The 22139-nt window shown below is 66.1% G+C and carries 18 protein-coding genes; 9 read left to right on the top strand and 9 right to left on the bottom strand.

The genetic code is table 11. The features are described 5' to 3' along the window. Positions 1-12: 12 nt before the first annotated feature. Genes AC07WS_RS22235 through AC07WS_RS22255 form a run of 5 tightly spaced genes read right to left on the bottom strand, consistent with a single transcriptional unit; the run spans position 13 to position 4694 of the window. Positions 13-213, bottom strand: a complete 201-nt coding sequence (locus AC07WS_RS22235; protein WP_494731181.1) for a DUF1656 domain-containing protein — start codon at positions 211-213, stop codon at positions 13-15. Next, entirely contained in the window at positions 203-2350 is a 2148-nt protein-coding gene (locus AC07WS_RS22240) for an FUSC family protein (protein ID WP_494731182.1), read from the bottom strand. Before AC07WS_RS22240 ends, AC07WS_RS22235 begins: the two co-directional genes overlap by 11 nt. A gap of 15 nt (positions 2351-2365) precedes the next feature. After that, a complete protein-coding gene (locus tag AC07WS_RS22245; protein ID WP_117014719.1) occupies positions 2366-2863 on the bottom strand; it encodes a MarR family winged helix-turn-helix transcriptional regulator in 498 nt (165 codons plus the stop codon). 49 nt (positions 2864-2912) lie between these two features. Then, a complete protein-coding gene (locus AC07WS_RS22250; RefSeq protein WP_494731183.1) occupies positions 2913-4361 on the bottom strand; it encodes an efflux transporter outer membrane subunit in 1449 nt (482 codons plus the stop codon). A gap of 15 nt (positions 4362-4376) precedes the next feature. Further along, the gene (locus tag AC07WS_RS22255) at positions 4377-4694 is read right to left on the bottom strand and encodes a DUF4148 domain-containing protein (RefSeq protein WP_494731184.1); all 318 of its coding nucleotides are present in this window, start codon (positions 4692-4694) and stop codon (positions 4377-4379) included. A gap of 166 nt (positions 4695-4860) precedes the next feature. Here AC07WS_RS22255 and AC07WS_RS22260 point away from each other — a divergent pair, with 166 nt between their 5' ends. Beyond that, positions 4861-5205 carry a hypothetical protein gene (locus AC07WS_RS22260; RefSeq protein ID WP_494731185.1) on the top strand — a complete coding sequence of 115 codons (345 nt, stop codon included), beginning with the start codon at positions 4861-4863 and terminating at the stop codon, positions 5203-5205. 6 nt (positions 5206-5211) lie between these two features. Here AC07WS_RS22260 and mgrA read toward each other — a convergent pair whose 3' ends face one another. Then, a complete protein-coding gene (gene mgrA, locus AC07WS_RS22265; RefSeq protein WP_494731186.1) occupies positions 5212-6249 on the bottom strand; it encodes an L-glyceraldehyde 3-phosphate reductase in 1038 nt (345 codons plus the stop codon). Positions 6250-6447: 198 nt separating this feature from the next. On the opposite strand from mgrA, the gene AC07WS_RS22270 reads away from it, so the two are divergent. Genes AC07WS_RS22270 through AC07WS_RS22280 form a run of 3 tightly spaced genes read left to right on the top strand, consistent with a single transcriptional unit; the run spans position 6448 to position 10408 of the window. Beyond that, on the top strand, positions 6448-8931 hold the full coding sequence (locus AC07WS_RS22270; RefSeq protein ID WP_494731187.1) for an ABC transporter permease: 2484 nt from the start codon (positions 6448-6450) through the stop codon (positions 8929-8931). 8 nt (positions 8932-8939) lie between these two features. Next, on the top strand, positions 8940-9641 hold the full coding sequence (locus AC07WS_RS22275; RefSeq protein WP_494731188.1) for an ABC transporter ATP-binding protein: 702 nt from the start codon (positions 8940-8942) through the stop codon (positions 9639-9641). 11 nt (positions 9642-9652) lie between these two features. Further along, positions 9653-10408, top strand: a complete 756-nt coding sequence (locus AC07WS_RS22280; protein WP_494731189.1) for a hypothetical protein — start codon at positions 9653-9655, stop codon at positions 10406-10408. Positions 10409-10459: 51 nt separating this feature from the next. Here the strand turns inward: AC07WS_RS22280 and sodB are convergent, their stop codons facing one another. Both sodB and AC07WS_RS22290 read right to left on the bottom strand, forming a co-directional pair. Beyond that, positions 10460-11038: a superoxide dismutase [Fe] gene (sodB, locus tag AC07WS_RS22285; protein ID WP_117014711.1), complete on the bottom strand. Its 579-nt coding sequence runs from the start codon at positions 11036-11038 to the stop codon at positions 10460-10462. 125 nt (positions 11039-11163) lie between these two features. Continuing rightward, the gene (locus AC07WS_RS22290; RefSeq protein ID WP_494731198.1) at positions 11164-12144 is read right to left on the bottom strand and encodes a LacI family DNA-binding transcriptional regulator; all 981 of its coding nucleotides are present in this window, start codon (positions 12142-12144) and stop codon (positions 11164-11166) included. 248 nt (positions 12145-12392) lie between these two features. Between AC07WS_RS22290 and AC07WS_RS22295 the strand changes: the two genes are divergently transcribed. Together AC07WS_RS22295 and AC07WS_RS22300 are read left to right on the top strand one after the other, a co-directional pair. Next, complete coding sequence (locus AC07WS_RS22295; RefSeq protein ID WP_494731190.1) at positions 12393-13385, top strand: glucokinase; 993 nt, start codon at positions 12393-12395, stop codon at positions 13383-13385. A 123-nt stretch (positions 13386-13508) separates the two neighbouring features. Then, positions 13509-16097: a hypothetical protein gene (locus AC07WS_RS22300; protein ID WP_494731191.1), complete on the top strand. Its 2589-nt coding sequence runs from the start codon at positions 13509-13511 to the stop codon at positions 16095-16097. A 13-nt stretch (positions 16098-16110) separates the two neighbouring features. Here the strand turns inward: AC07WS_RS22300 and AC07WS_RS22305 are convergent, their stop codons facing one another. Continuing rightward, complete coding sequence (locus AC07WS_RS22305) at positions 16111-16977, bottom strand: AraC family transcriptional regulator (RefSeq protein WP_494731192.1); 867 nt, start codon at positions 16975-16977, stop codon at positions 16111-16113. 284 nt (positions 16978-17261) lie between these two features. Between AC07WS_RS22305 and AC07WS_RS22310 the strand changes: the two genes are divergently transcribed. The 3 genes from AC07WS_RS22310 to AC07WS_RS22320 form a co-directional block, all read left to right on the top strand. Continuing rightward, positions 17262-18488: an RICIN domain-containing protein gene (locus AC07WS_RS22310; protein WP_494731193.1), complete on the top strand. Its 1227-nt coding sequence runs from the start codon at positions 17262-17264 to the stop codon at positions 18486-18488. A gap of 106 nt (positions 18489-18594) precedes the next feature. Beyond that, a complete protein-coding gene (locus tag AC07WS_RS22315; protein WP_494731199.1) occupies positions 18595-21264 on the top strand; it encodes a TonB-dependent receptor in 2670 nt (889 codons plus the stop codon). Positions 21265-21402: 138 nt separating this feature from the next. Continuing rightward, on the top strand, positions 21403-22139 hold a 737-nt coding region (locus AC07WS_RS22320), incomplete at its 3' end, for a glycoside hydrolase family 3 N-terminal domain-containing protein (protein WP_494731200.1).

Genomic DNA, 22139 nt, shown 5'->3' on the forward strand with positions numbered 1-22139 from the left:
GATTGGGTTGGATTATTTGTACAGCGCGACCAGCAGGGCGCTGAAGATGCAGACGAACAGGCAAAGCCGCGCCAGCGCCGGATGCCAGCTGTGGCGGTAGGCGCCGAGGTGGCTCAAGACGCTGTTGAGCGCCAGTTGCAGCAGCACGCTGACGAGGAACAGCGGCAGCACGCCGGGCAGCAGTACGCCGAAAAAATCTATCTCACGCGGCATCGCCGGTTTCTCCTGTAGTGATCTGGTCCAGCAAGGACGTGTAAATGGAATGCAGGTCGGTCAGCGCGGTTTGCAGGCGCAGCTGGCGTTCCGGCGTGGCGGTGGGCAGCGCGGCGCGCACGCTGGCGCCGGCGTCCAGTATCGTTTGCAGCGCCGCCTGGCCGCTGGCGCGCGACGGCGCCCGCAGGTGGGCGGCCAGCTCGCCCACCACCAGCTTGAGCGCTTCCGGCACGGGGCCGGGGTGCGAAGTGGCGATCAGCTGGCGCAGCTCGATCACGGCGTGGCCCAGCTCCAGCAAGGTCAGGCCCTGGCGCACCACGGCGCGCACCGCCTCGCCTGGCGCGGGGCCGGAGGCGGCGTTCAGTTGGCTGAGCAGGTCGCGCACGCGGTTGTCGAAGCGCCGCTTCAGGCGGTACATCGGCGCGGTGCAGGCGCGCTGCGCCTCGCGCCACAGGGCGGCGGCCACGTGGTCCTTCTGGCCCATGGTGTGCTCGGGCAGCACCACCTTGAACATCAGGTAGGCCACCGCCACGCCCATCGTCAGCGACAGCTCGCTGCTCATGAAGCCCTCAACGTCGTAGTGCATCAAGTTGGTGGGCACCACCAGCGTGGCGCAGAACATGCAGATGCCGATGCCCACGCCGGCCCAGCGCGGGCTGGTGATCAGGTAGCTGCCCAGCACGAAGATCGGCAGCGCGGCGATGACCAGCGTGGGAAAGTCGTTGGCGCGGGCGACCAGGAAGAATTCGGTGACGAAGGCCAGCGGGGTGGCGACCAAAAAGCCGATCAGCACCTGCTGCACCATCGCGGTCGGGCGCGGCGACGATGAGGCCAGCGCGCAGAAGATGGTCGCCATCAGGATGGCGTTGCCGACGTAGGGCCAGGCCAGCCAGTACCACGCGGCGGCCGTCAGCAGCAGGGCCACGCCGGCGCGGAAGCCGCTGGCGGCGACGATGGCCGGCGGCGTCTTCGGCGTGTAGGCGCCGGGATCGCTGACCTGCTGGCGCTTCTCCTGCGCCAGCCCGTGGTACAGGCAGGCGAAGGCCTCCATGTCGCGCCCATAGCGCTCCAGCAGTTCCACCGCCGTGTCGAAGTCGATGCGTTGCGCGCGCTCCAGCGTCGGCGCCGCAGCCAGTTGGGCGCGGGCGGCGTCGGTGTCGGCCGCCAGTCTGGCGCGCATCTGCGCCATGCGCTGCGGCGTCAGCTCCTCGCCCATGGCCTGCGCCAGGTGGACGTGCATCGGTTCGATCAGCGCCAGCACCGGCTGCGCGTGCGCGGGCGCGGCGCCGCGCAGGCGGTGGATCAGCCGGTGCAGCGTGTAGAAGGTGGTCAGCACCGCCATGAAGGCGGCGTTGAAGGCGTGCAGCTGGCGCGTGTGGGCGCGCGCGTGGCCGGCCTCGAAGAAGGCGGCGGCGCGGCCCGATTCCAGCGCGGCGATGTCGGCGGCGAACTTCAGGTGGTTCAGCTCCGTCTCGGCCGGCGACAGGCGCTGCTCCAGCACCTGGACGCTGAAGGCGATGAAGCTGGCGTAGCGCGCCTGCACGGTGCGCATCACGGCGTGCGAATGGCGGCGCGGGAAGACCACGTCGTGCACCACGGCGGCGCAGATGATGCCCAGCCCGACCTCGGTCACGCGCGTGACGGCCAGCGTGAACACGTGTTCCGGCGCGTCGATCGCGGGCACGGCGATCATGCAGGCGGTGTACCCGGCCAGCACGAAGCTGTACGACTGCTGGTTGCGGTGCATGGCCGCGCCGGCGGTGCACAGGGCGATCCACAGCGCCACGCCGATGAACAGCAGCGGCGGCGATTGCGGGAACAGCGCCACCAGCAGCAGCGCCGCCGAGCAGCCGACCAGCGTGCCGAGAAAACGGTAGAAGGCTTTTTCCAGCACCATGCCGCTGCTGGGCAGGGCCAGGATCACGGTGGTGGCGAGGGCGGTGTAGGGAGCGTCGAGGCCGAGGCGGAAGGCCAGCCACAGCGCGCAGAAGGAGGCCAGCATGGTCCTGGCGACGAACAGCCAGCGCGCGCCTTCGGTGTTGAACCAGCCGGCGGTCTCGCGCGCCAGCCAGCGCCATGCTCCCCTTGCCGCGCTTGGGTCCTGGGGGGGAGTGGCGGCGGCTTGGGGAGAGTTCATGGCGGTCGGTTCTTGCTAGGTCAGTGCTTCCAGGTTGTCCAGCTGCCTTTTGAGCAGCGCTTCAAGTACTTTAACTTCTTCGTCGGTGTAGCCGTCGTAGGCGCGGGTGGTGGTGCCCCATACTTCCGGCAGCACCTTCGCGGCCAGCTCGCGGCCGGCGTCGGTCAGCGTGATCATCACGCAGCGGCGGTCGCCCGGACGGTTGCCGCGCGAGATCAAGCCCTGGGCTTCCAGGTCGTTGCACACGCGCGTCAGGTTGGCCGGCTTTTCCATGCAGGCCTCGCCCAGCGTGGACGCCGTCGAGGTCTCGTCGTCCGAGCCGTACAGCACCGCCAACACCATGTAGCTGGCGTCGACCAGGTCGTATTTGCGCAGCGCCGCGTTGCTCAGGTCTTTCATCCGCTTCTGGATGTGGTACGTCATGCGCAGCACGCGCATCAGATCCTCTGGGAACTCCGGCATTCGGGCATGGATGTTTTTCAGGCGTTTTTTAGTCGCTTCAAAACTGCTCATTGCCTGCTCCTCACTAATTTTCAAAGGATTTGATTGTACTATCTAAGCGTCACGGCAAATCCAGTTTTATGCCGCCGCCCAGCGCGGTCATCAACAATGTGTAGTTATCCAGTTGTTTGCTCGCCACTTGCGCCATCTGCTGTTCCTCGTTCAATAAGGTCAGCTGCGCATTGATCACATTCAGCGCGTCGGTCATGCCGGCGCGGTAGGCGCGTTCGGCCAGTTCCTGTTGCCGCCGCGCCGCGGCCAGCGCGCGCTGCGCCAGCCGGTCCTGCTGCCGCACCGAGTCGATGCGCACCACGGCGTTGGCCACGTCGGCCATCGCCTGCACCACGGCGGCGTTGTACTGCTCGACCGCGCCGTCGTAGAGCGCGGTCTGGTTGCCCAACTGTGCGCGCAGCCGGCCGCCCTCGAACACGGGCAGGCTGATGGCCGGCGTCACGCCGCGCATCGACGAGCTGCTGTCCAGGAAATGGCCGAAGCCCAGCGACTGCAAGCCGACGAACGCCGCCAGATTGATGTTCGGGTAAAACTCCGCCTTGGCGCCGGCGATGCGCGCGCCGGCCGCCTCCACGCGCCAGCGCTGGGCCGCGATGTCGGGGCGGTGGCCGACCAGTTCCGCCGGCAGCGAGGCCGGCACCGCGCCGCCATGGCCGGCGTCCAGGGCCAGCATCGGCCGGGCGATCGCATCGCCGTCGCCCGGTCCTTTGCCGATCAGTGCCGCCAGCTGGTTGCGCAGCAGGGCGATCGATTCGCCGATCTGCTCATGCTCGCGCCGTCCGGCCGGCAGCGTGGTCTCTATGCTCGCCACCTCGATTTCGCTGGCCAGGCCGGCGGTCTGGCGCTTGCGCGTGATGTCCAGGATGCGCTGGCGCTGCGCCAGGTTCTGCTCCACGCTGTCCTGCAGCGCATACTCCAGCGACAGCTGGATGTAGCTGCGCACGATGGCCGATGTCAGTGTCAGCCGCGCCATCTGCGCCTCGGCCGACGCCATGTGCACCTCGTCCAGCGCGGCGGCCAGCGCGTCGCGGTTGCGGCCCCACAGATCCAGGTCGTAGGCGCCGGACAGCGTGGCCGTGTTCTTCCACGCGTAGTTGCCGGCCAGCGGAGCGGGCACGGTGCTGTGCGCGGAATACAGCTCGCGGTCGGCGCTGGCGGAGGCGTTCACCTGCGGCAGCGTGCCGGCTTTGGCGACGCCGGCCAGCGCCTCGGCCTGGCGCACGCGCGCCTGCGCGGCACGCAGCGTCGGGCTGCCGGCCAGCGCGGCGGCCACCAGTCGGTTCAACTGCTCATCGTGCAGCGCCTGCCACCATTGCTGCTCGGGCCAGGCCACATCGGCACTGGCGGCGGCGATGGCCTTGCCCGGATTGAGTTCGGCCGGTTTCAGCGCGCTTGCCTGCGGATGGATCTGGCCCATGTCGGCGCAGCCGGCCAGCACCGCCAGCGCGAAGACGGCGAGTGCGGCGGGGGCGGTCGACTGGATGGCGCGCGGTTTCACGGGACGGGCTGCCGATTACTTGACGTGGTGTTTCTTGGTCTGGGCGACGTCCATGTCGGCTTCGTTCTCGATCAGCGTGCCGTTCTTGCGCGCTTCCAGGAATTCGGCCTGCACTTGGGCGCGGGTCAGGCCGGCCGGTTGGGCTTTGGCGGTGGCAGCCAGCGCGCCGTTGGCGACGGCGGTTTGCGCGGCGGCGGTGGTCGTGGCGGCCGTGTTGGCCGCTGCCGGCGCGGCGGTCTGCGCGAAGGCGTTGGTGACGGTGGTGGCCGTGGCGGCGATCGCGAAAGCTGCGGTGGCGGCGGCGGTGATCAGGTTTTTGGCGGTGATGCTCATGGCGTTGCTCCTTGGTTTGGCTGCTGGGATGGAGTAACTATAGAGATGAATAATACATTTGTAAAGTAAAAAATTCCTATGAGAACGATAGCGTTTATGCGCGGTCGCGCACGGAACGGGCGCGGCGGCGATGGTCAAATGGAGTTTTCAGAGGGAGGAGCAGATCATGTCTGACAGTACCTTGGACCCGGACAATATCCCGGTAGGCACCGACCGCAGTCTGGGGCGCGGCCATGGCACGCGGGCGCTGGGCCCCAGCGACAACTCCGACAGCGGCAGCGATGTCGTCGGCGAGCCCGATCTGGGCCTCGATAGCGACACCGACGCCGAAGGCACCGGCGAGCGCGCCGGCGTGGACGTCGAAACGCTGCCGGCGGACGCCGACATCGGCTTCGATCACGTCGAGACGATCCCGGTGGTGGACGGCGCGTTCAACGACGGGGCGGCGGAAGAGCGCCCCGAGCGGCGCGATTGGTCGCGCACCGGCTCGCCGCCCGCGTCGCGGCCGTAGCGGCCTTTATTTGTGGCTGGACGATCCGGCCCACAGATTGATGTCGCCTTCCCTGGCCAGCACGTCGATGTCGGCCAGTTCCTTGGCGCTGAAGGCCAGGTTCTGCAAGGCCGCCACGTTCTCGCGGATCTGCGCGCTGCTGCTGGCGCCGATCAGCGTGGACGTCACGCGCGCATCGCGCAGCACCCAGGCCAGCGCCATCTGCGCCAGCGTCTGGCCGCGCGCCTTGGCGATCTCGTTCAGGCCGCGCACGCGCGCCAGGTTTGCATCGCTCAGGTGCGCCTTCTGCAGCGAGCCGCCGCCGGGGCGGTTCACGCGTGAGTCCTGCGGAATCCCGTTCAGGTATTTGTCGCTCAGGATGCCCTGCGCCAGCGCGGTGAAGGTGATGCAGCCCATGCCCTGCGCGGCCAGCGTGTCGAGCAGGTCTTCCTCGATCCAGCGGTTCAGCATATTGTAGGACGGCTGGTGGATCAGGCACGGCACCTTCCACTCGGCCAGCAGGCGCGCCGCCTCGGCGGTCTTCTCGGCCGAATACGACGACACGCCCACATACAGCGCCTTGCCCTGCTGGACCGCGTGCGCCAGCGCGCCCATGGTTTCCTCCAGCGGCGTGTCCGGATCGAAGCGGTGCGAATAGAAGATGTCGACGTAGTCGAGGCCCATGCGCTGCAGGCTCTGATCCAGGCTGGCCAGCACATACTTGCGCGAACCGCCGCCCTGGCCGTAGGGGCCGGGCCACATGTCCCAGCCGGCCTTGGTGGAGACGATCAGCTCATCGCGATAAGGACGGAAGTCGGCCTTGAACACCTGGCCGAAATTGGATTCGGCCGAGCCATATGGCGGGCCGTAGTTGTTGGCCAGGTCGAAGTGGGTGATGCCCAGGTCGAAGGCGGTGCGCAGCATGTCGCGCTGCGAGGCGAGCGAGTTGGTGTCGCCGAAGTTGTGCCACAGTCCGAGGGACATCAGCGGCAGCTGCAGGCCGCTGCGGCCGCAGCGGCGGTACTGCATCGCGTCGTAGCGGTGCGGCGAGGCGTGGTAGGTCATCTGGATACTCCGGGGTGGAAGAGAAGTGTCCTGAATTATAGGCACGCCGGCCCAATCGTGCAGATTGTGCGGATCGTGCCGTGCAATCCAGCCCTCCAATCTGGCAAACCGTCGCGGCGGCTGGCGTTTCGTCGCATTGCGGCGGTCGACGCGCGGCGGTTTTGGCATGCTGCGGGTTTTATTCCGGAAGCCGGCGAGATGTTCAGACTATCGTTTTCCATGCTGCGGCGCGACTGGCGCGCGGGCGAGTTGAGGTTCCTGCTGGCGGCGTTGATGCTGTCGGTGGCGGCGCTGTCGTCGGTGAACTTCTTCACCGCGCGCATGGGCGCCGGCATCGCGCGCAACGCCAACCAGGTGCTGGCCGCCGACCTGGTGCTGGCGTCCGACCAGCCCTTGCCCGACGACGTGCGCGCCGAGGCCAGGCGGCGCGGCCTGCGCAGCGCCGACACGGTCGCGATGCTGAACATGGCCGTCGCCGGCAGGGACGAGCAGGGCGCGTCGATGCTGGTCGCGCTCAAGAGCGTGAGCGACGGCTACCCCTTGCGCGGCCACATGAAGCTGCGCCGCGACGGCGGGCCGGCGGCGGTGGCCGCGTCCATCCCCGCGCCCGGAACCGTGTGGGTGGACGCGACCCTGACGGCTGCGCTGAACCTGCACGACGGTTCCACCTTGCGCATCGGCGACCGCAGCCTGACGGTGGCCGGCGTGATCGCCTCCGAGCCCGACGCCGCCGCATCGTTCGTGACGCTGGCGCCACGCGCGATGATCAACGGCGCCGACCTGATGTCCACCGGCCTGCTGCAGCAGCACGCCATCGCCACCCACCGCCTGCTGGTGGCCGGCGAACCGGCGCAGGTGGCCGGGTTCGAACAATGGATCAAGGCGCGCATCGCCGCCGCGCCCAGGCTGGGCATCGAAATCAGCACGCTGGCTTCGATGGGCAAGGACAGCCAGTCCATGCAGGACCAGGTGCGGCAGTTCCTGTCGCTGGTTGGGCTGTTGTCCGCGCTGCTGGCCGGGATCGCGGTGGCGATGGCCGCGCGCCGCTACGTGCAGCGCCACCTCGACGCCTGCGCCGTGCTGCGCTGCCTGGGCCAGACGCAGTCGCAGCAGATCCGCATGTATCTGCTGGAGTTCCTGATGCTGGGCGTGGCCGGCAGCGTGGCCGGCGTGCTGCTGGGATTCGGCTGCCACTTTGTGCTGCTCGAATGGCTGGGCAAGCTGGTGGACGCCGACCTGCCGCCGCCCGGCTGGCAGCCGGCGCTGCAAGGCCTGGTGGCGGGACTGGCGCTGTTGCTGGGCTTTGCGCTGCCGCCGCTGCTCCAGATGCGCAACGTGTCGCAGGTGCGGCTGCTGCGCCGCGAGCAGGAAGCGCCGCAGGCGCGCACCGTCGCCAGCTATGCGCTGGGCGCCGGCGTGTTCACCGCGCTGTTGGTGTGGCAGACCGCCGACGTCATGCTCGGCTTGGGCGCGGCCCTCGCGTTCGCGCTGTGCGGGCTGGTGTTCGGCCTGGCGGCGTGGCTGGGCGTCGGCGCGCTGCGGCCGATGCGCGGCCTGTTCAACCATCCGGCCTGGCGCTTCGCCGTCACCGACCTGCGCCGCCGCCCGGCCGCGAGCATCACGCAGATCGTCGCGCTGGCGCTGGGCCTGACCGCCTTGCTGCTGCTGACGGTGGTGCGCGGCGACCTGCTTTCAGCCTGGCGCCAGGCCACGCCGGACGGCGCGCCGAACCACTACATCATCAATATCCAGCCGGACCAGCGGCAGGCGCTGGAGGCGCGGCTGAACAAGTACGGCCAGCCGCGGATGCATGTGTTGAGCCGCGGGCGGCTGGTCGGCATCAACGGCAAGCCCGCCAGCTTGGACGATCCGCGTGCGAAGGAGATGGTCGAGCGCGAAATGGAAATCGAACACGCCGCCTCGCTGCAGGCGCCCAACACCATCACCGCTGGCCGCTGGTACGACGGCGTCGCGGCGGAAGTGTCGGTCGACCAGGGCATCGCCGAAATCCTTGGCGTCAAGCTGGGCGACCGCCTGACCTTCGACGTGGCCGGCGAGACGCTGGACGTCAAGGCCACCAGCCTGCGCAAGGTGGACTGGCGCGCGCACCAGGTGGCGGCGGCCTTCGAAGTCGCGCCCGCGCTGATGGCCGCCATGCCGGCCACGCTGGCGACCACCGTGCACGTGCCGGCGGACGACCGGCGCTTTGCCTACCTGCTGGCGCGCGACTACCCGAACGTGAGCGTGTTCGACATCAGCGCCTTCATCGAGCGCATGCAGGAGACGCTGGCGCAGGTCAGCGCGGCGGTGGAATTCCTGTTCGCGTTCACGCTGATGTCCGGATTGCTGGTACTGTACGCTGCGATGGCGGGATCGCTGGACGCGCGCAAGCGCCAGGCCGCGCTGCTGCGCGCGCTGGGCGCCACGCGCCGGCAGCTGTCGCAGGCGCAGTGGATAGAGCATCTGCTGACCGGCGCCCTGGCGGGCTTGCTGGCGGCCGGCGGCGCGACCGCCGCCAGCTGGGCGCTGGCGCGCTTCAGCTTTCACCTGGAATGGCAATGGTCGCCGTTGTTGTGGATCGCCGGCCTGCTGGCAGGCGCCTTGTGCGCGCTGGCCGGCGGTTGGGCGGGTCTGCGCAACGTGTTGAACCAGCCGCCCTTACTCAGTCTTCGGGAAAATTAGGAGCATCAATGACCAATATGAATCTCGCGGCCAGCCTGCTGCGGCCGGCGATAGCGGTAAAAAACCTCGGCAAGCGCGTCACCGACGCCACCGGCGAACTGACCATCCTGCACGACATCGACCTGACGGTGCAGGCCGGGGAGACGCTGGCCATCGTCGGCGCGTCCGGCTCGGGCAAGTCCACGCTGCTGGGCATACTGGCGGGGCTGGACCTGCCGACCAGCGGCACGGTGGAGTTGGAGAACACCGACATCTTCCAGCTCACCGAGGACGGCCGCGCCGTGTTCCGGCAGCAGAACGTGGGCTTCGTGTTCCAGTCGTTCCAGCTGCTGCCGCACCTGACCGCGCTGGAGAACGTTATGCTGCCGCTGGAGCTGCGCGGCGAGGCGCAGGCGGGCGAGAAGGCGAGGGCGATGCTGGAGCGGGTGGGCCTGTCGGCGCGCTTGCGCCACTATCCGAAGTACATGTCCGGCGGCGAGCAGCAGCGGGTGGCGTTGGCGCGGGCCTTCGTCTGCGAGCCGCCGCTGTTGCTGGCCGACGAGCCCACCGGCGCGCTGGACGCGGCCACCGGCGCGGCGGTGATCGAACTGATGTTCGCGCTGAACCGAGAGCGCGGCTCGACGCTGGTGCTGGTCACGCACGATTTGTCGATCGCCGCGCGCTGCGGCAGAACCGTCACCATGAATGCCGGCCGCCTGGCCGCCGCCTGAGAGAGGAACGAATGCGATTGCCACATCTGATGTTGATCCCCGTGCTGGCGCTGGCCGGCGCCGCCGCGCGCGCCGATGGCGTGGCCGATTTGAAGGCGGCATTGGAGCACCTGCAGGAGCCGGTGCCGTTGAAGGCCACGCTGGATTCGAACGTCTGGCGCCGCAACGGCGAGGGCAAGGACGCCGACGAAACCAGCGGCCAGGCCATGGTCGGCATCGAGGATGGCCAGCGAGGCATGCAGCTCAGTTACAGCCGCGACATGCTGGCCAGGCTCGATGCGGAAGCGACGGCGGTCGCCCGCAACCCCAACGCCAAGACGCCGACGTTGAACGCCGCCCGCGAATTCAGCCCGACCGACCTGCGGCCGATGATCTCTGCGGCCAGCAGCCTGGCGCACATGCTGGAGAAGACCAGCTTCCTGAGCGAGAAGGCCGACGTCTACCAGGGCAAGCCGGCGCGCCTGCTGACCTTCGCGCAGGGCATCGACGCGCTGAGCGACAGGGATAGGAAGTACGTCAAGGAATTCGACGGCAAGCTGCACGTCTGGATCGCGGCCGACGGCACGCCGCTGGCGAGCCGCATCACGCAGAATGTTTATGGCCGGGCCTTTATCGTCGTCACCTTCGAGGCGAAGAACGAAGAGTCGAGCGTCTACGCGCTGGCCGGCAACCGCCTGGTATCGATCCGCAAGGAGAGCCGCAACACCGCATCGGGCGCCGGCGAAAAGAGCGACTTCAAGATCGTCAAGACCCTGCAGTTGCAGTAAGGAGGGGAAATCCCGCACGGCCATGCAGTGCGGGGATAAAACTCAGACAGCTCAGGCGAAGTTGGCGGCTGCGAAGTCCCAGTTGGCCAGCTTGAAGAAGGTCTCTACGTACTTAGGACGCGCGTTGCGGTAGTCGATGTAGTAGGCGTGCTCCCACAGGTCGCAGGTGATCAGCGCTTTGGCGTCGGTGGTCAGCGGGGTGGCGGCGTTGGAGGTGTTGACGATGTCCAGCGAACCGTCGGCCTTCTTCACCAGCCAGGTCCAGCTCGAACCGAAGTTGCCCACGCACGACTTGGTGAACTCTTCCTTGAACTTGTCGAACGAACCCCACTTGGCGTTGATCGCGTCGGCCAGCGCGCCGCTTGGTGCGCCCTTGCCGTTCGGGGTCAGGCCGTTCCAGTAGAAGGTGTGGTTCCACACCTGGGCCGAGTTGTTGAAGATGCCGCCGGACGATTTCTTGACGATCTCTTCCAGGGACAGGTTCTCGAACTCGGTGCCCTTGATCAGGTTGTTCAGGTTGGTCACATACGTTTGATGGTGCTTGCCGTAGTGGTATTCCAGCGTCTCTTGCGAGATGTGCGGCGCCAGGGCGTCGATTGCGTAGGGCAGTGGTGGCAGGGTATGTTCCATTGTTCTTCCTTGTGTTGGTTTGACGATGTGAAAAAATCGAGGTGATTCTTGCCGAAACGTCCGTCATTGTAAAGCGGTTGCGCCATCGGTGCAGAAAAGACCAGCTTTCCGTGTGGCTATCGCGATCAGCGCACGCGGCGCGTGGTTTCGCGCACGATCAGCTCCAGCGGCGGCACTTCGCCGCGCGCTTCCTCGCCGTTGATGATGCGCAGCAGCGCCTGGGTGGCGATGCGGCCGATGTCATACAAGGGCTGGCGTATAGTCGTTAGTGGCGGCGTGGTATAGGACGAGCCGGGCAAATCGTCGAAGCCGACCAGCGAGATGTCGTCCGGCACGCGGATGCCCTTGCGGTACAGCGCCAGCCGCGCGCCATATGCGCTCAGGTCGTTGGCCGCGAACACGGCGGTGAATTGCTGGTGGGTGTCGAACAGCCGGTTCATCGCCAGCATGCCGCTGGCCTCGTGGTAGTTGCCCTCGACGATCAGGTCCGGATCCAGCTCGATGTGCGCCTCGCGCAGCGCGCGCGTGTAGCCGGCCAGGCGCTCGGCGGCGTCGATGTTGTTGGCCGGGCCGGAGATGAAGGCGATGCGCCGGTGGCCCAGCTCGATCAAATGGTGGACCGCCATGCAGGCGCCCGATTCGTTGTCCAGCTTGAAGCCCAGCGCGCTGCGGGTCTGCAAGGCGCGGCCGGTGGAGACGATGGGGCGCTGGCTGGAAAAGCCCAGCACGGCCTGGTCCGACATGCGGCCCGACAGCAGGATGATGCCGTCCACCTTGCGCGCCAGCAGCAGACGCATGCGGTCGGCTTCCTCTTCCGCGTTCCAGTGGCCGCTGACGATCACCGAGGCGTAGCCCGTACCTTTCAAGCCGTCGTCCACGCCGCGCAGGGTTTCGTCGAAGAAGGGCGAGGAGATGTCCTGCACCACGATGCCGATGGTCATCGAGCGGCCTTTTTTCAGGCCCTGCGCCATCTGGTTGGGCGCGAACTTCATCTTGTCGATGGCGGCCAGCACGGCCAGGCGCTTGTCGTCCGACACCCGGGCGGTGCCGTTGAGGATGCGCGACACGGTGCTGGGCGACACGCCCGCCTGGCGCGCAACATCCATCAGGGTCGATGGGCCGGTGGAGTGGGGGACGTCTGCCAAGGCAATTCCTGTTGTGATCGTTATTTTGTGAAAACCTTTTCGCCGGAAGATTACCATAAAACCCGGGCCCTCCGGCCAAATCCACCACCGATGCCACATTGACTTTCATCGACAGACGGTATTTAATGAAAACGGTGCTTGAAATCGTTTTCATAAGCGATGTGGCATATAATCGAGCCGCCGGCACCCACAAGAAAACAGGAAGAGACATGCAACGCGAATCTTTTTCGCACCTCGCGAACGGCCCGCGCCTGCTGGCCGACATCGGCGGCACCAGCGCCAGCTTCGGGCTGGAGACCGCCCCCAACCGGATCGAGGCGATCTGGGTCACCGACTGCGCCGCCTATCCCACGCTGGGCGCGGCGCTGGTGGCCTATCTGTCGCAGCCGGCCACGGTGGCGGCGGGCGGCTACCAGGCGCGCCTGGCCGGCATCGCCATCGCCAACCCCATCGACGGCGATTGGGTGACGATGACCAACCACCACTGGTCGTTCTCGATCGAGGCCGTGTGTTCGCAATTCAGCCTGAAATCGCTGGTGGTGGTGAACGACTTCACCGCGCTGGCCAGCGCCTTGCCCTATCTGGCGCCGGACCACAAGCGCCAGATCGGCGGCGGCGTGGCGCGTGCCGGCGCCACCATCGGCCTGGTGGGCGCGGACGCGGGCCTGGGCGTGTCGGCCCTGGTGCCGGCCGGCGAGCGCTGGATCGCCATCGACAGCGAGGGCGGCCACAGCACCTTCGCGCCGATGAACGAGCGCGAGATCGACATCCTGCGCTACGCGCGCCGCTACCATGAGCATGTGTCGAGCGAGCGGCTGGTGTCGGGCATCGGCATCGCGCTGGTGTACCGCGCGCTGGCCGAGCGCGCGCGCGTCGAGCCGCAGGACCTGAACACCGCGCAGATTATGGAGCGCGGCCTGCACCGCCTGTGCCCCGTGTGCGAGGAGACGCTGGACGCCTTCTGCGACATGCTCGGCACCGTGGCCGGCAACGTCGCGCTGACCTTGGGCGCCAAGGGCGGCATCTACATCGGCGGGCGCATCGTGCCGCAGATGAGCGAGTTCTTCGAGCGCTCCGGCTTCCGCGCGCGCTTCGAGCACAAGGGCCGCTTCTCCGACTACCTGGCGCACATCCCCACCTTCGTCATCACCGAACAATACCCCACGCTGATCGGCATGTCGGCCATGCTGTCGGCTGGCTAGGCCCTGGCCTCAGCGCTGATTGAGACAGATCAAACAGCGCTTGAACCCATCACTTAGACTTGATTTTTGTGGGCCGTGCCAGTCGACTTCGCGCTCTCGCCAAGCTCACGTGAGGAGCTCATGATGGCCGAATTCAGCGTACACCTAGGTGGTGGTCTTTACATGGACAGCGACGGTGTGTTGACCCACGGGACCGATCCGGGCAAGCCGGTCTATGCCACGCCGGGCGGTAGCTTGCCTGCTACCCTTGATGCGCTCGGTAAGGCATTTCAGGGTTTGGCCAAAGGTCTGCCCAACGCAGATGAGCCCAAGAGCCGCGAAAAATTCGACGATATTCTCGATGGCATCGGCATGGCGCTTGCCGACAAGGAGCATTTAATTGATGTGCTTCAAGCGATTGGCGCCGCTGCCAGCGTCATCGGTAGCGTCGTCCCCATCGTTGGCGCGGCGATTGCCGTTCTGACGTTGCTGTTGGGCGTGTTCAAGGGGGGACCGTCCGCTTTGGAGCTCATGATCACCAAGCGTTTCGACGATCTTGCCAGACAACTCAAGTCGCTGGAGGCGCAAATATGGCAGCGCGATCTGCGGGACCAGCGGGCCCAGATATCTGCCGCGCTGGATGCATTTTCCAACTATGTTTTCGAACTCAAGAATACGCCGCCCGACAAGTCGACGCTTGCTCTGCGTCACCACGAAATGCGCCAGCAAGCCGATAACGCCGGTATCGCCGTACGGCGTCTTCTGGACACAAGCACATGGCTGACGAGTTTCGATCAGAGTGACTATTCGAATGTCTGGCAATTCCTTCAGGGGCGGCTCTTCACCTTCCCTCACGACGGCCCTCCAACCCGTGCCATCATGCCGGCCCAGGGCGCCAACACCTTCGACCACTCCTTGATGGTCCCGCTTAACCTATTTGCCATCACGTCCTATCTCACGATATTGCGCGCGCTGACTCCGGAGTTTCGCTCGACGCGTGAGCATCGCGAAGAACTATGGGTTATTGCTCGTGACCTGCAAACGCTCACCGAAAACATGCGCGCCGAAGGACTGGCCCGTACGGTGTACACGGCCGGCGATTTTCAAGGAGACACAGGCGGCTTACCGTTCGGCATCCCCGCCGACGAGGTGGTCGATTTGTCAGCGTTCGGATTGCCGCCTTTTTTGAAGCCCAATTCCAATCGTTTTACCGTGGGGGCAATGGATCTGCGCATATACAATAATGCGTATTTCACCCCTGGGTTCACCGCCGGCCCCATTCGCTTCGAGGGCGACCAATATTCCAAGCAGGGATTGCTGAACGTGCGCTGGATGCCCCCGGCAGAATTGGAAAGCTACCAGATGGACGTGCCGGTATCCTCCACACAAACCCGATCAGAAACCCGCTATCGCATCACCAATCCGCAGGTCTGTGCCCTGGCTGCGAATGCGCAAGCCGAGCTTGACTATGCCAACCTTCTGTACAGCAGTGGCTATCTCAATCTGGTTCACCTGATTGCTGTCGTTCGTAATGAGGCAACGGATCCCGCTGTCAGCCAAACGGTTCGCGTTGTCGATACATGGCTGCGCCGCAAACCGGGCACGGCTGTTCCGGTGACGGTGGAGAGCGAACCCAACTTTTTGACAGGGGTTATCTCGTCTCCCGCGCAACAGGAACCACAGCAATATAAGGCCAGCGTTGACCTGACTACCCAGCCACTTGGCCGCGATCGGCCGCTGCGCTACAAGGTTTGGCTCCGCACATTGCCGGTTGGCTACTCGCAATCCAGATGGACCGACCAGGGCTACGCCTCGTTTTACCACGCGGATTACGTCGACGATGCGGAGCATCCCGGCTGCATGACACTTGTTACCTCTGTCGCGCAAGTTATCGGGGAAGCGCTGATCGCCGAAGGGCCTTCCCCCGGCCAGCCCTATCACGCAAATGGTAAGGCCGCTCTGCAGGCGATCACGCATGACTGGTGGTTGCCTGTTCAGCCCGCGATTACCAGGTTCGACAACCCTGATTCCGCAGCCCTTCGTGCCTTGGGCGTCGAGGCTGGAAGTGGTGCGGCCCCCCGGAATTCCTTGGTGCCGACCTTCAGTCTGCAGCGCGACCATATTCCGGCGGCGATATTAAACGCGGTGGACGAGTTTGCGAGCTGGATCGACGCCGTTGAACCTGCCACGGGCCAGCACCGTAAAGCGGGGTTGCACGGGATTCATCTGGATTACACCATCGATTGGACGGGCGACCAAATGACGGTCTCCCTTCATAACGATCCTGCTGACCGCAATTATGTGGTCTACATAGTCGTCGAGGAGACCTTAGGCAGCGGGCAGGTGCTTCATACCGTCCAGCGCGTCCCCGTGATCGGCCAGCTCACTTATGTTCCACAAGCGTACTTCGACGAAGAAAAGGCCGCCGAGGATCTTCTGAACAAGATGATGAATGATATCGCCGACCGCTATGTTCGCTCTGTCAGCCATGTCCCAGGTCATCCAGCTCCTCCGGGAGGCCCATTGTCTGGCCTCACTGAGGCGCAAATTCTTCAAGACCCGGTCCTGCGTGAATACCAGCTGGGCGGCCTGACCACGCGCGAATCGTTGGAGCGGTTCGCGATCCAGATCTCTCAACATCCACCGGCGGCAGCCATGTTGCTTCAATCGCTCAAGGATGCCCGTATTCCGGCACCTGTTACCCTCGCAGCCCATCTGCCAAAGACGAGCTAGCCACGATTTGGCATCACAGCGCCATCTGCGGCTCCAGCGGCAGGCATAGCTCGCAGTCCTGCGCCTCCACGCAGGCGTCGCGCTGGTCCGGCTCGTAGCGCTCGAAGCAGGGGCGGGCGGCCGCCTTGTAGCGGCCGTACAGCACGCCCTCGTGCAGCAGCCGGTGCCACGCATCCTTGCTCAACACCCGCGGGCCGATGAAGCGCAGCACCGCGTGCGCGCCGCCGGCGATGGTCTTGATCGGCATGCCGGCCGGCGCCACGAAATCCCCCGGCACCTCCACGCAGACGTCGTAGCGGCACTTCTCCGGCGCCGTGATGTCGGGATCGTCCAAGCCCATGCCGAAGCGCGGCGACGGCGGCAGGTTGTGCTGGCGGCACCAGGCGTCGAGCTGCGACCACTGCGCCGCGCTGTCCTGGTCGTAGGGGCCGAAGTGGCGGGTGTAGGCCACGCGCGCGGTCGGCAGGCGGACGATGCGCACCGGCCCGTTCTGGCCGGCCACCGGGCCGCGGCTGCTGGCGGCCGCCATGCCGCGCTGCCGGTCGCGCCAGCGCGACGGCGACAGGCCGAAGTGCTGGCGGAAGGCGCGGGCGAAGCCGTCGGCAGTGTCGAAGCCGCAGTTCTGCGCGATCGCCGCGATCGAATCGGAGGAGTACAACAGCTGCGAGGCCCCGGTCTCGAGCCGGCGCCGCCGCACGTAGGCGTGCGGCGCCTCCGCGCTCCACTGCTGGAATCGGCGCAGGAAATGGTAGCGCGACAGGTGGGCCAGCGCGGCCAGGCAGTCGAGGTTGAGGTTCTGGCCCAGATGCCCATCGATGTAGTCCAGTACCTGGTTCAGCCGGTACTCCAGCGGCCGGGACGTCGGGGATGGCATGTGCATGTAACTGGCTCCGTGCTGCTGGTTATAAAACGGGAAATGCTGTTAATATGAAAAGACAAGTGAAACGTTTCCATCATAGTCATCTCTTTCTTGCAAGACCAGCGCCGTTACATGTGCTGTGGTTGAAATGACACTCCTCTGCTGCGCAACTTTGGCCGGACTGCTGCGCAAGTTTGAACGGGTGGACGGCTGGCTATCTGACTATGCTTAATCTGTGTGCAATGTTGTTGTTTGGCATTGCACGCGGGGAGCTCTCTCACAAAAATAGTTAAGGAGACGAAGCAATGCCAACCATCACGCTATCCAAACTGTCGCTCACGGCCGCCATCGCCCTGGCCTACAGCGCACCCAGCCTGGCCGCATCGACCTGCGAGCGTTACGCCTCGTACCCGGTGCTGGGCGAGACCTACACCGTCATCACCAACTACTGGTACGACAAGGCCACAGGCCAGCAGTGCATCAACGTCAACACCGACACCGGCGAATGGAGCCTGAGCGCCACGCCGACCACGCCGGACAGCACGCCGGCCGCCTATCCGGCCATCTACAAGGGCTGCCACTGGGGCTCGTGCACCAAGGACAGCGGCCTGCCGCTGCAGCAGAAGGCGCTGACCTACGCGCCGACCCGCTGGCGCATCACGCCCGGCGCGGCCGGCAACTGGGACGTGGCCTACGACATCTGGTTCAACAGCACGCCGCAGGCGCCGGCCAGCGGCCAGCCGGACGGCGCCGAGATCATGATCTGGATTAACCACAACGGCCCGGCGCAACCGGCCGGCAGCAAGACCGGCAACGTCAACCTCAACGGCATGAACTGGGACGTGTGGACCGCCTGGAACAACCCGTCCGGCTGGCCGCGCTGGAACATCGTCTCCTACGTCGCCACCTCGCCGGTGAACGAGGTCAACTTCGACCTGGTGCCGTTCTTCCGCGACTCGGTCGGGCGCAAGGCGGTCGACGCCAACTGGTGGCTGCTGGACGTCGAAGCCGGCACCGAGATCTGGAACAACGGCACCGGCTTCGCCAGCCGCGACTTCGACGTGCAGTTCCACACCGATCCGAAACACGGCATCGACCCGAGCAAGTGGTACAGCGTGGTCAACAAGAACAGCGGCTCCTGCGTCGACGACGCCGAGTATGGGACCAGCAACGGCGCCGTGGTCCAGCAATGGGCCTGCGACAGCCGCGGCGCCGCCAACCAGCGCTGGCAGTTCACGCCCACCGACAGCGGCAACTACCGCGTCAGCACCCAGCAGGCGCCGGGGCTGGCGTGGGACGTGGCCGGCTGGGGCACGGCCAACGGCTCGGCGGTCCAGCTGTGGACCTACGGCGGCGGCAGCAACCAGCAATGGCAGGCGGTCGACCTGGGCGACGGCTATTACAAGTTCGTCGGCCGGGCCAGCGGCAAATGCCTGGACGTGCCGGGCGCCTCCACCTCCAACGGCGCGCGCCTGCAGGTATGGGATTGCAACGGCACGCCGGCCCAGTCGTTCAAGTTGATCGAGCAGTAAGCAGGGAGCAGTAAAAGTTCATCGCTTCGCCCGCCGCGAAGTTGCCGGCCTCGGTACAGGGGCCGGCTTTTTTACAATAAAAAACAGGAGACACATTTTGCACGCGATGACCACGAAAACCATCATGAGCCTGGCGGTCGCCAGCGCTTTCAACCTGGCCGCGCAACCCGCCTTCGCCGCCCCGGCGGACGCCGCCGAGGCCGCGCCCAAGGTGGTCGGCACCGACGTCGACAAGGACGGCATCCCGGAAGTGAAGGTGACCGCGACCCGCTACGCCACCTCGCTGCTGAAGACCCCGCTGGCGGTGACCGCCTTCACCCAGGACAAGCTGACCCGCCAGGGCATCACCACCCTCAAGGGCATCTCCGGCGAACTGCCCAACGTGCAGATGACCGAGGCCAACGACTCGGCGGTGCAGATCACCATCCGCGGCATCAGCGCCACCAACTTCACCGAGATCGGCGACCCGTCGGCCGGCCTGCACGTGGCCGGGCTGTACTCGCCGCGTCCGCAGGGCGCGCAGGCGCTGATGTTCGACCTGGAGCAGGTCGAGGTGCTGCGCGGCCCGCAGGGCACGCTGTTCGGCCGCAACTCCACCGCCGGCAGCATCAACATCATCCCGGCCAAGCCGGAGTTCGGCAGCACCTACGGCAGCAGCTCGTACGAGATGGGCAGCCTGCACATGAAGCAGCTCAACATGATCCAGAACATCGCCGTCAACGACAGTCTGGCGCTGCGCGCCACGTTCATGAAGGTCAAGAAGGACAGCCGCCTGAACCAGCTGCAGGACTTCACCGGCTACACCGACAAGGGCTTCGCCGCCGTCTTCCCGCCCGGCACGCCGCTGGTGGACCAGCGCTACAACAGCAAGGTCGACGCGGCCCACGCCTACAACAACCAGGACGAATGGGCCGGCCGCCTGGCCGCGCGCATGAAGTTCGGGCGCGACGTCGAATGGCTGCTGACGGCGGAAAAATTCCAGAACAACGGCGCCGGCTACGTCAACGTGCGCGACTGCGACCAGGGCGCCGGCACCCGCTACGCCTGCACCCGCGGCCAGTGGGACGTGCTGATCAACGTACCCGGCAAGACCGACATGACCATCGACACCGTGCGCTCGCAGGCCACCTGGAACGTCAACGCCAACACCACGCTGGACTACGGCTTCGCCTGGGCCGACCAGCAGCGCAGCCAGGTGCATGACGACGACAATGGCTTCCATCCGCTGCCGTTCCAGGTCGAGGTCAGCCTGCCGCTGCAATCGGGCGGCAACTGGGGCACGTGGCCGGTCAAGGACAGCGCCACCCGCACCCACGATTCGCGCTACAAGTCCACCGTCAACGAGCTGCAGCTCAAGCAGAATTTCGGCGCCTTCAAATACGTCGCCGGCCTGTTCTGGATGCACGAGAAAAACCAGATCAACTTCTCGCAGGAGAACCTGGTCTACGGCCCGTACGGCGCGCCGATTTCGCAGTACTACGCGCAGCCTGACCGCGAAATCGACGCCAAGGCCGCCTTCGCGCAGGCCGACTGGACCTTCGCTCCGACCTGGACCGGCACGGTCGGCGGCCGCTTCAGCCGCGACAGCAAGTCCGACCAGGGCGGCCTGAACTACGGCGGCGGCAGCTGGGGCGGCGGTTTCCCGAATGCCTACTACCTCGGCCTGTACAACCCCGGCGTGCCCGGCTCGCCGGGCTGGCGTCCGCACAACGGCAACGACCTGACCACGGCGATGGGCCCCAACAACGGCCCGCAAGCCTTGCTCGGCTTCGGCGATCCGACGCCCAACGACCACGCCGACAGCTGGCGCAAATTCACCTGGCGCCTGGGCTTGAACAAGCAGATCAACGCGCGCGAGATGGCGTACGGCTCGATCTCGACCGGCTACAAATCCGGCGGCTTCGGCGACAAGCACGACCTGTGCGGCGGCATGCAGTGCGTGAACGGCCCGTCGCCCAACATCTCGTACACGCCGTACGGCCCGGAGACGGTCATCAATTTCGAGCTGGGCTACAAGGCCAAGCTGCTGGAGAACCGCCTGGGCCTGTCCGTGGTGGCCTTCTTCCAACGCTACAAGGACATGCAGATCACCGGCGATAACTTCTTCGCGCAGATCATACCGAAGAGCCCTTGCACCTCCGATCCGGCCTGCGACATCCAGCACGGCTGGCAGACCGTCAACGTGGCCAAGGTCAACATCCCCGGCCTGGAAATCGAGTGGGACTACAAGCCGTGGCCGGGCGCCAAGCTGGGCGGCTTCGCCAGCTACATCAAGCCGACCATCCACGACTACGATTCCTACAACGACGCCTATCTGTGCAACGAGCGCATCGAGTTCAACTCGGTCTCGAAGTGCCCCGAAGTGTACAGCGGGCCGGAAGCGCGCCTGCGCGGCCGCCGCGCGCGCAACCTCGAAGGCAACACGCTGCCGAACGCGCCGAAATACACCTTCGGCCTGAACCTGTCGCAGGACTTCGCGCTCGACAACGGCTACAAGCTGGTGGCCTGGGGCGGCATGCGCTACCAGAGCAAGATCTACTTCGACCTGCTCAACTTCGACGATCCGCACATCGGCCTGTCGCAGAAGGGCTATGCCAAGGGCGACGTCTCGCTCAAGCTGGCCAGCCCGGACGACAAGTGGTACGTGGAAGGCTATGTGCGCAACGTGACCGACACCTGGGCCAAAACCTGGGGCGGCGCGGCGACCGGCGGGCAGATGCAGGCCGGCTACGTCGAACCGCGCACGCTGGGCGCGCGCCTCGGCATCAGCTACTAACGTCACCAACGCGCATGCAGCGCCGCAGGCGGCGGTTGGCCGCCTGCCTTTACAGAAGGAGACATCTTGAATTCAGAATTGAATCTGCGCCCGCTGGCCATCGCGCTGGCCGCGGCCCTGACGGCGATTGCGTCCACCGTGGTGGTGCTGGCCACCGCGCTGCCGGCATACGCGGCCGAGGCGTCCGTCCCCGAGCGTCCGTGGACGGACGCCAGACTCGATGCCGACCGCCGCGCAACGCTGGCGCTGCAGGCCATGACGCAGCGGGAAAAACTGGACTGGGTGATGGGCTGGTTCGGCTCGGACTTCGGCGACAAGAAACGCAATCCCGCCGCGCTGCCTTTCTCGGCGGGCTATATTCCCGGCGTGCCGCGCCTCGGCTTGCCGGCTTTGTTTGAGACCGATGCAGGACTGGGCGTCGCCTCGCAAGCCACCAAGACGCCGCGCGAGCGCACCTCGCTGCCGTCCGGCCTGGCCAGCGCCGCCACCTGGGACCGCAAGCTGGCCTACAACGGCGGCGCGATGATAGGCGCCGAGGCGCGCGCCTCCGGCTTCAACGTGATGCTGGCCGGCGGCGTGAACCTGCTGCGCGAGCCGCGCAACGGCCGCAATTTCGAATACGCCGGCGAAGATCCGCTGCTGGCCGGCACCATGGTGGCGCAGCAGGTCAGGGGCATCCAGTCCAATCACGTGATCGCGACGATGAAGCACTTCGCCGTCAACGACCAGGAGACCGGCCGCTTCATCCTCGATGCCCGCATCGGCGATGCCGACAACCGCATGTCCGACCTGCTGGCCTTCCAGTTTGTGCTGGAGCAGTCCGATCCCGGCTCCGTCATGTGCGCCTACAACCGGCTGAACGGCGCTTACGCCTG

The organism is Duganella sp. GW821-FHT01E12 (genome assembly GCF_059422325.1).

Excerpts from the sequence above, each read along its gene's own strand:
- AC07WS_RS22245 (WP_117014719.1), bottom strand. The coding sequence starts at position 2,863 with ATGAGCAGTTTTGAAGCGACTAAAAAACGCCTGAAAAACATCCATGCC.
- AC07WS_RS22275 (WP_494731188.1), top strand. The coding sequence starts at position 8,940 with ATGACCAATATGAATCTCGCGGCCAGCCTGCTGCGGCCGGCGATAGCG.
- AC07WS_RS22240 (WP_494731182.1), bottom strand. The coding sequence starts at position 2,350 with ATGAACTCTCCCCAAGCCGCCGCCACTCCCCCCCAGGACCCAAGCGCG.
- AC07WS_RS22315 (WP_494731199.1), top strand. The coding sequence starts at position 18,595 with ATGACCACGAAAACCATCATGAGCCTGGCGGTCGCCAGCGCTTTCAAC.
- AC07WS_RS22295 (WP_494731190.1), top strand. The coding sequence starts at position 12,393 with ATGCAACGCGAATCTTTTTCGCACCTCGCGAACGGCCCGCGCCTGCTG.
- AC07WS_RS22290 (WP_494731198.1), bottom strand. The coding sequence starts at position 12,144 with ATGGATGTTGCGCGCCAGGCGGGCGTGTCGCCCAGCACCGTGTCGCGC.
- sodB (WP_117014711.1), bottom strand. The coding sequence starts at position 11,038 with ATGGAACATACCCTGCCACCACTGCCCTACGCAATCGACGCCCTGGCG.
- mgrA (WP_494731186.1), bottom strand. The coding sequence starts at position 6,249 with ATGACCTACCACGCCTCGCCGCACCGCTACGACGCGATGCAGTACCGC.
- AC07WS_RS22255 (WP_494731184.1), bottom strand. The coding sequence starts at position 4,694 with ATGAGCATCACCGCCAAAAACCTGATCACCGCCGCCGCCACCGCAGCT.
- AC07WS_RS22300 (WP_494731191.1), top strand. The coding sequence starts at position 13,509 with ATGGCCGAATTCAGCGTACACCTAGGTGGTGGTCTTTACATGGACAGC.
- AC07WS_RS22305 (WP_494731192.1), bottom strand. The coding sequence starts at position 16,977 with ATGCACATGCCATCCCCGACGTCCCGGCCGCTGGAGTACCGGCTGAAC.
- AC07WS_RS22260 (WP_494731185.1), top strand. The coding sequence starts at position 4,861 with ATGTCTGACAGTACCTTGGACCCGGACAATATCCCGGTAGGCACCGAC.
- AC07WS_RS22280 (WP_494731189.1), top strand. The coding sequence starts at position 9,653 with ATGCGATTGCCACATCTGATGTTGATCCCCGTGCTGGCGCTGGCCGGC.
- AC07WS_RS22235 (WP_494731181.1), bottom strand. The coding sequence starts at position 213 with ATGCCGCGTGAGATAGATTTTTTCGGCGTACTGCTGCCCGGCGTGCTG.
- AC07WS_RS22310 (WP_494731193.1), top strand. The coding sequence starts at position 17,262 with ATGCCAACCATCACGCTATCCAAACTGTCGCTCACGGCCGCCATCGCC.
- AC07WS_RS22270 (WP_494731187.1), top strand. The coding sequence starts at position 6,448 with ATGTTCAGACTATCGTTTTCCATGCTGCGGCGCGACTGGCGCGCGGGC.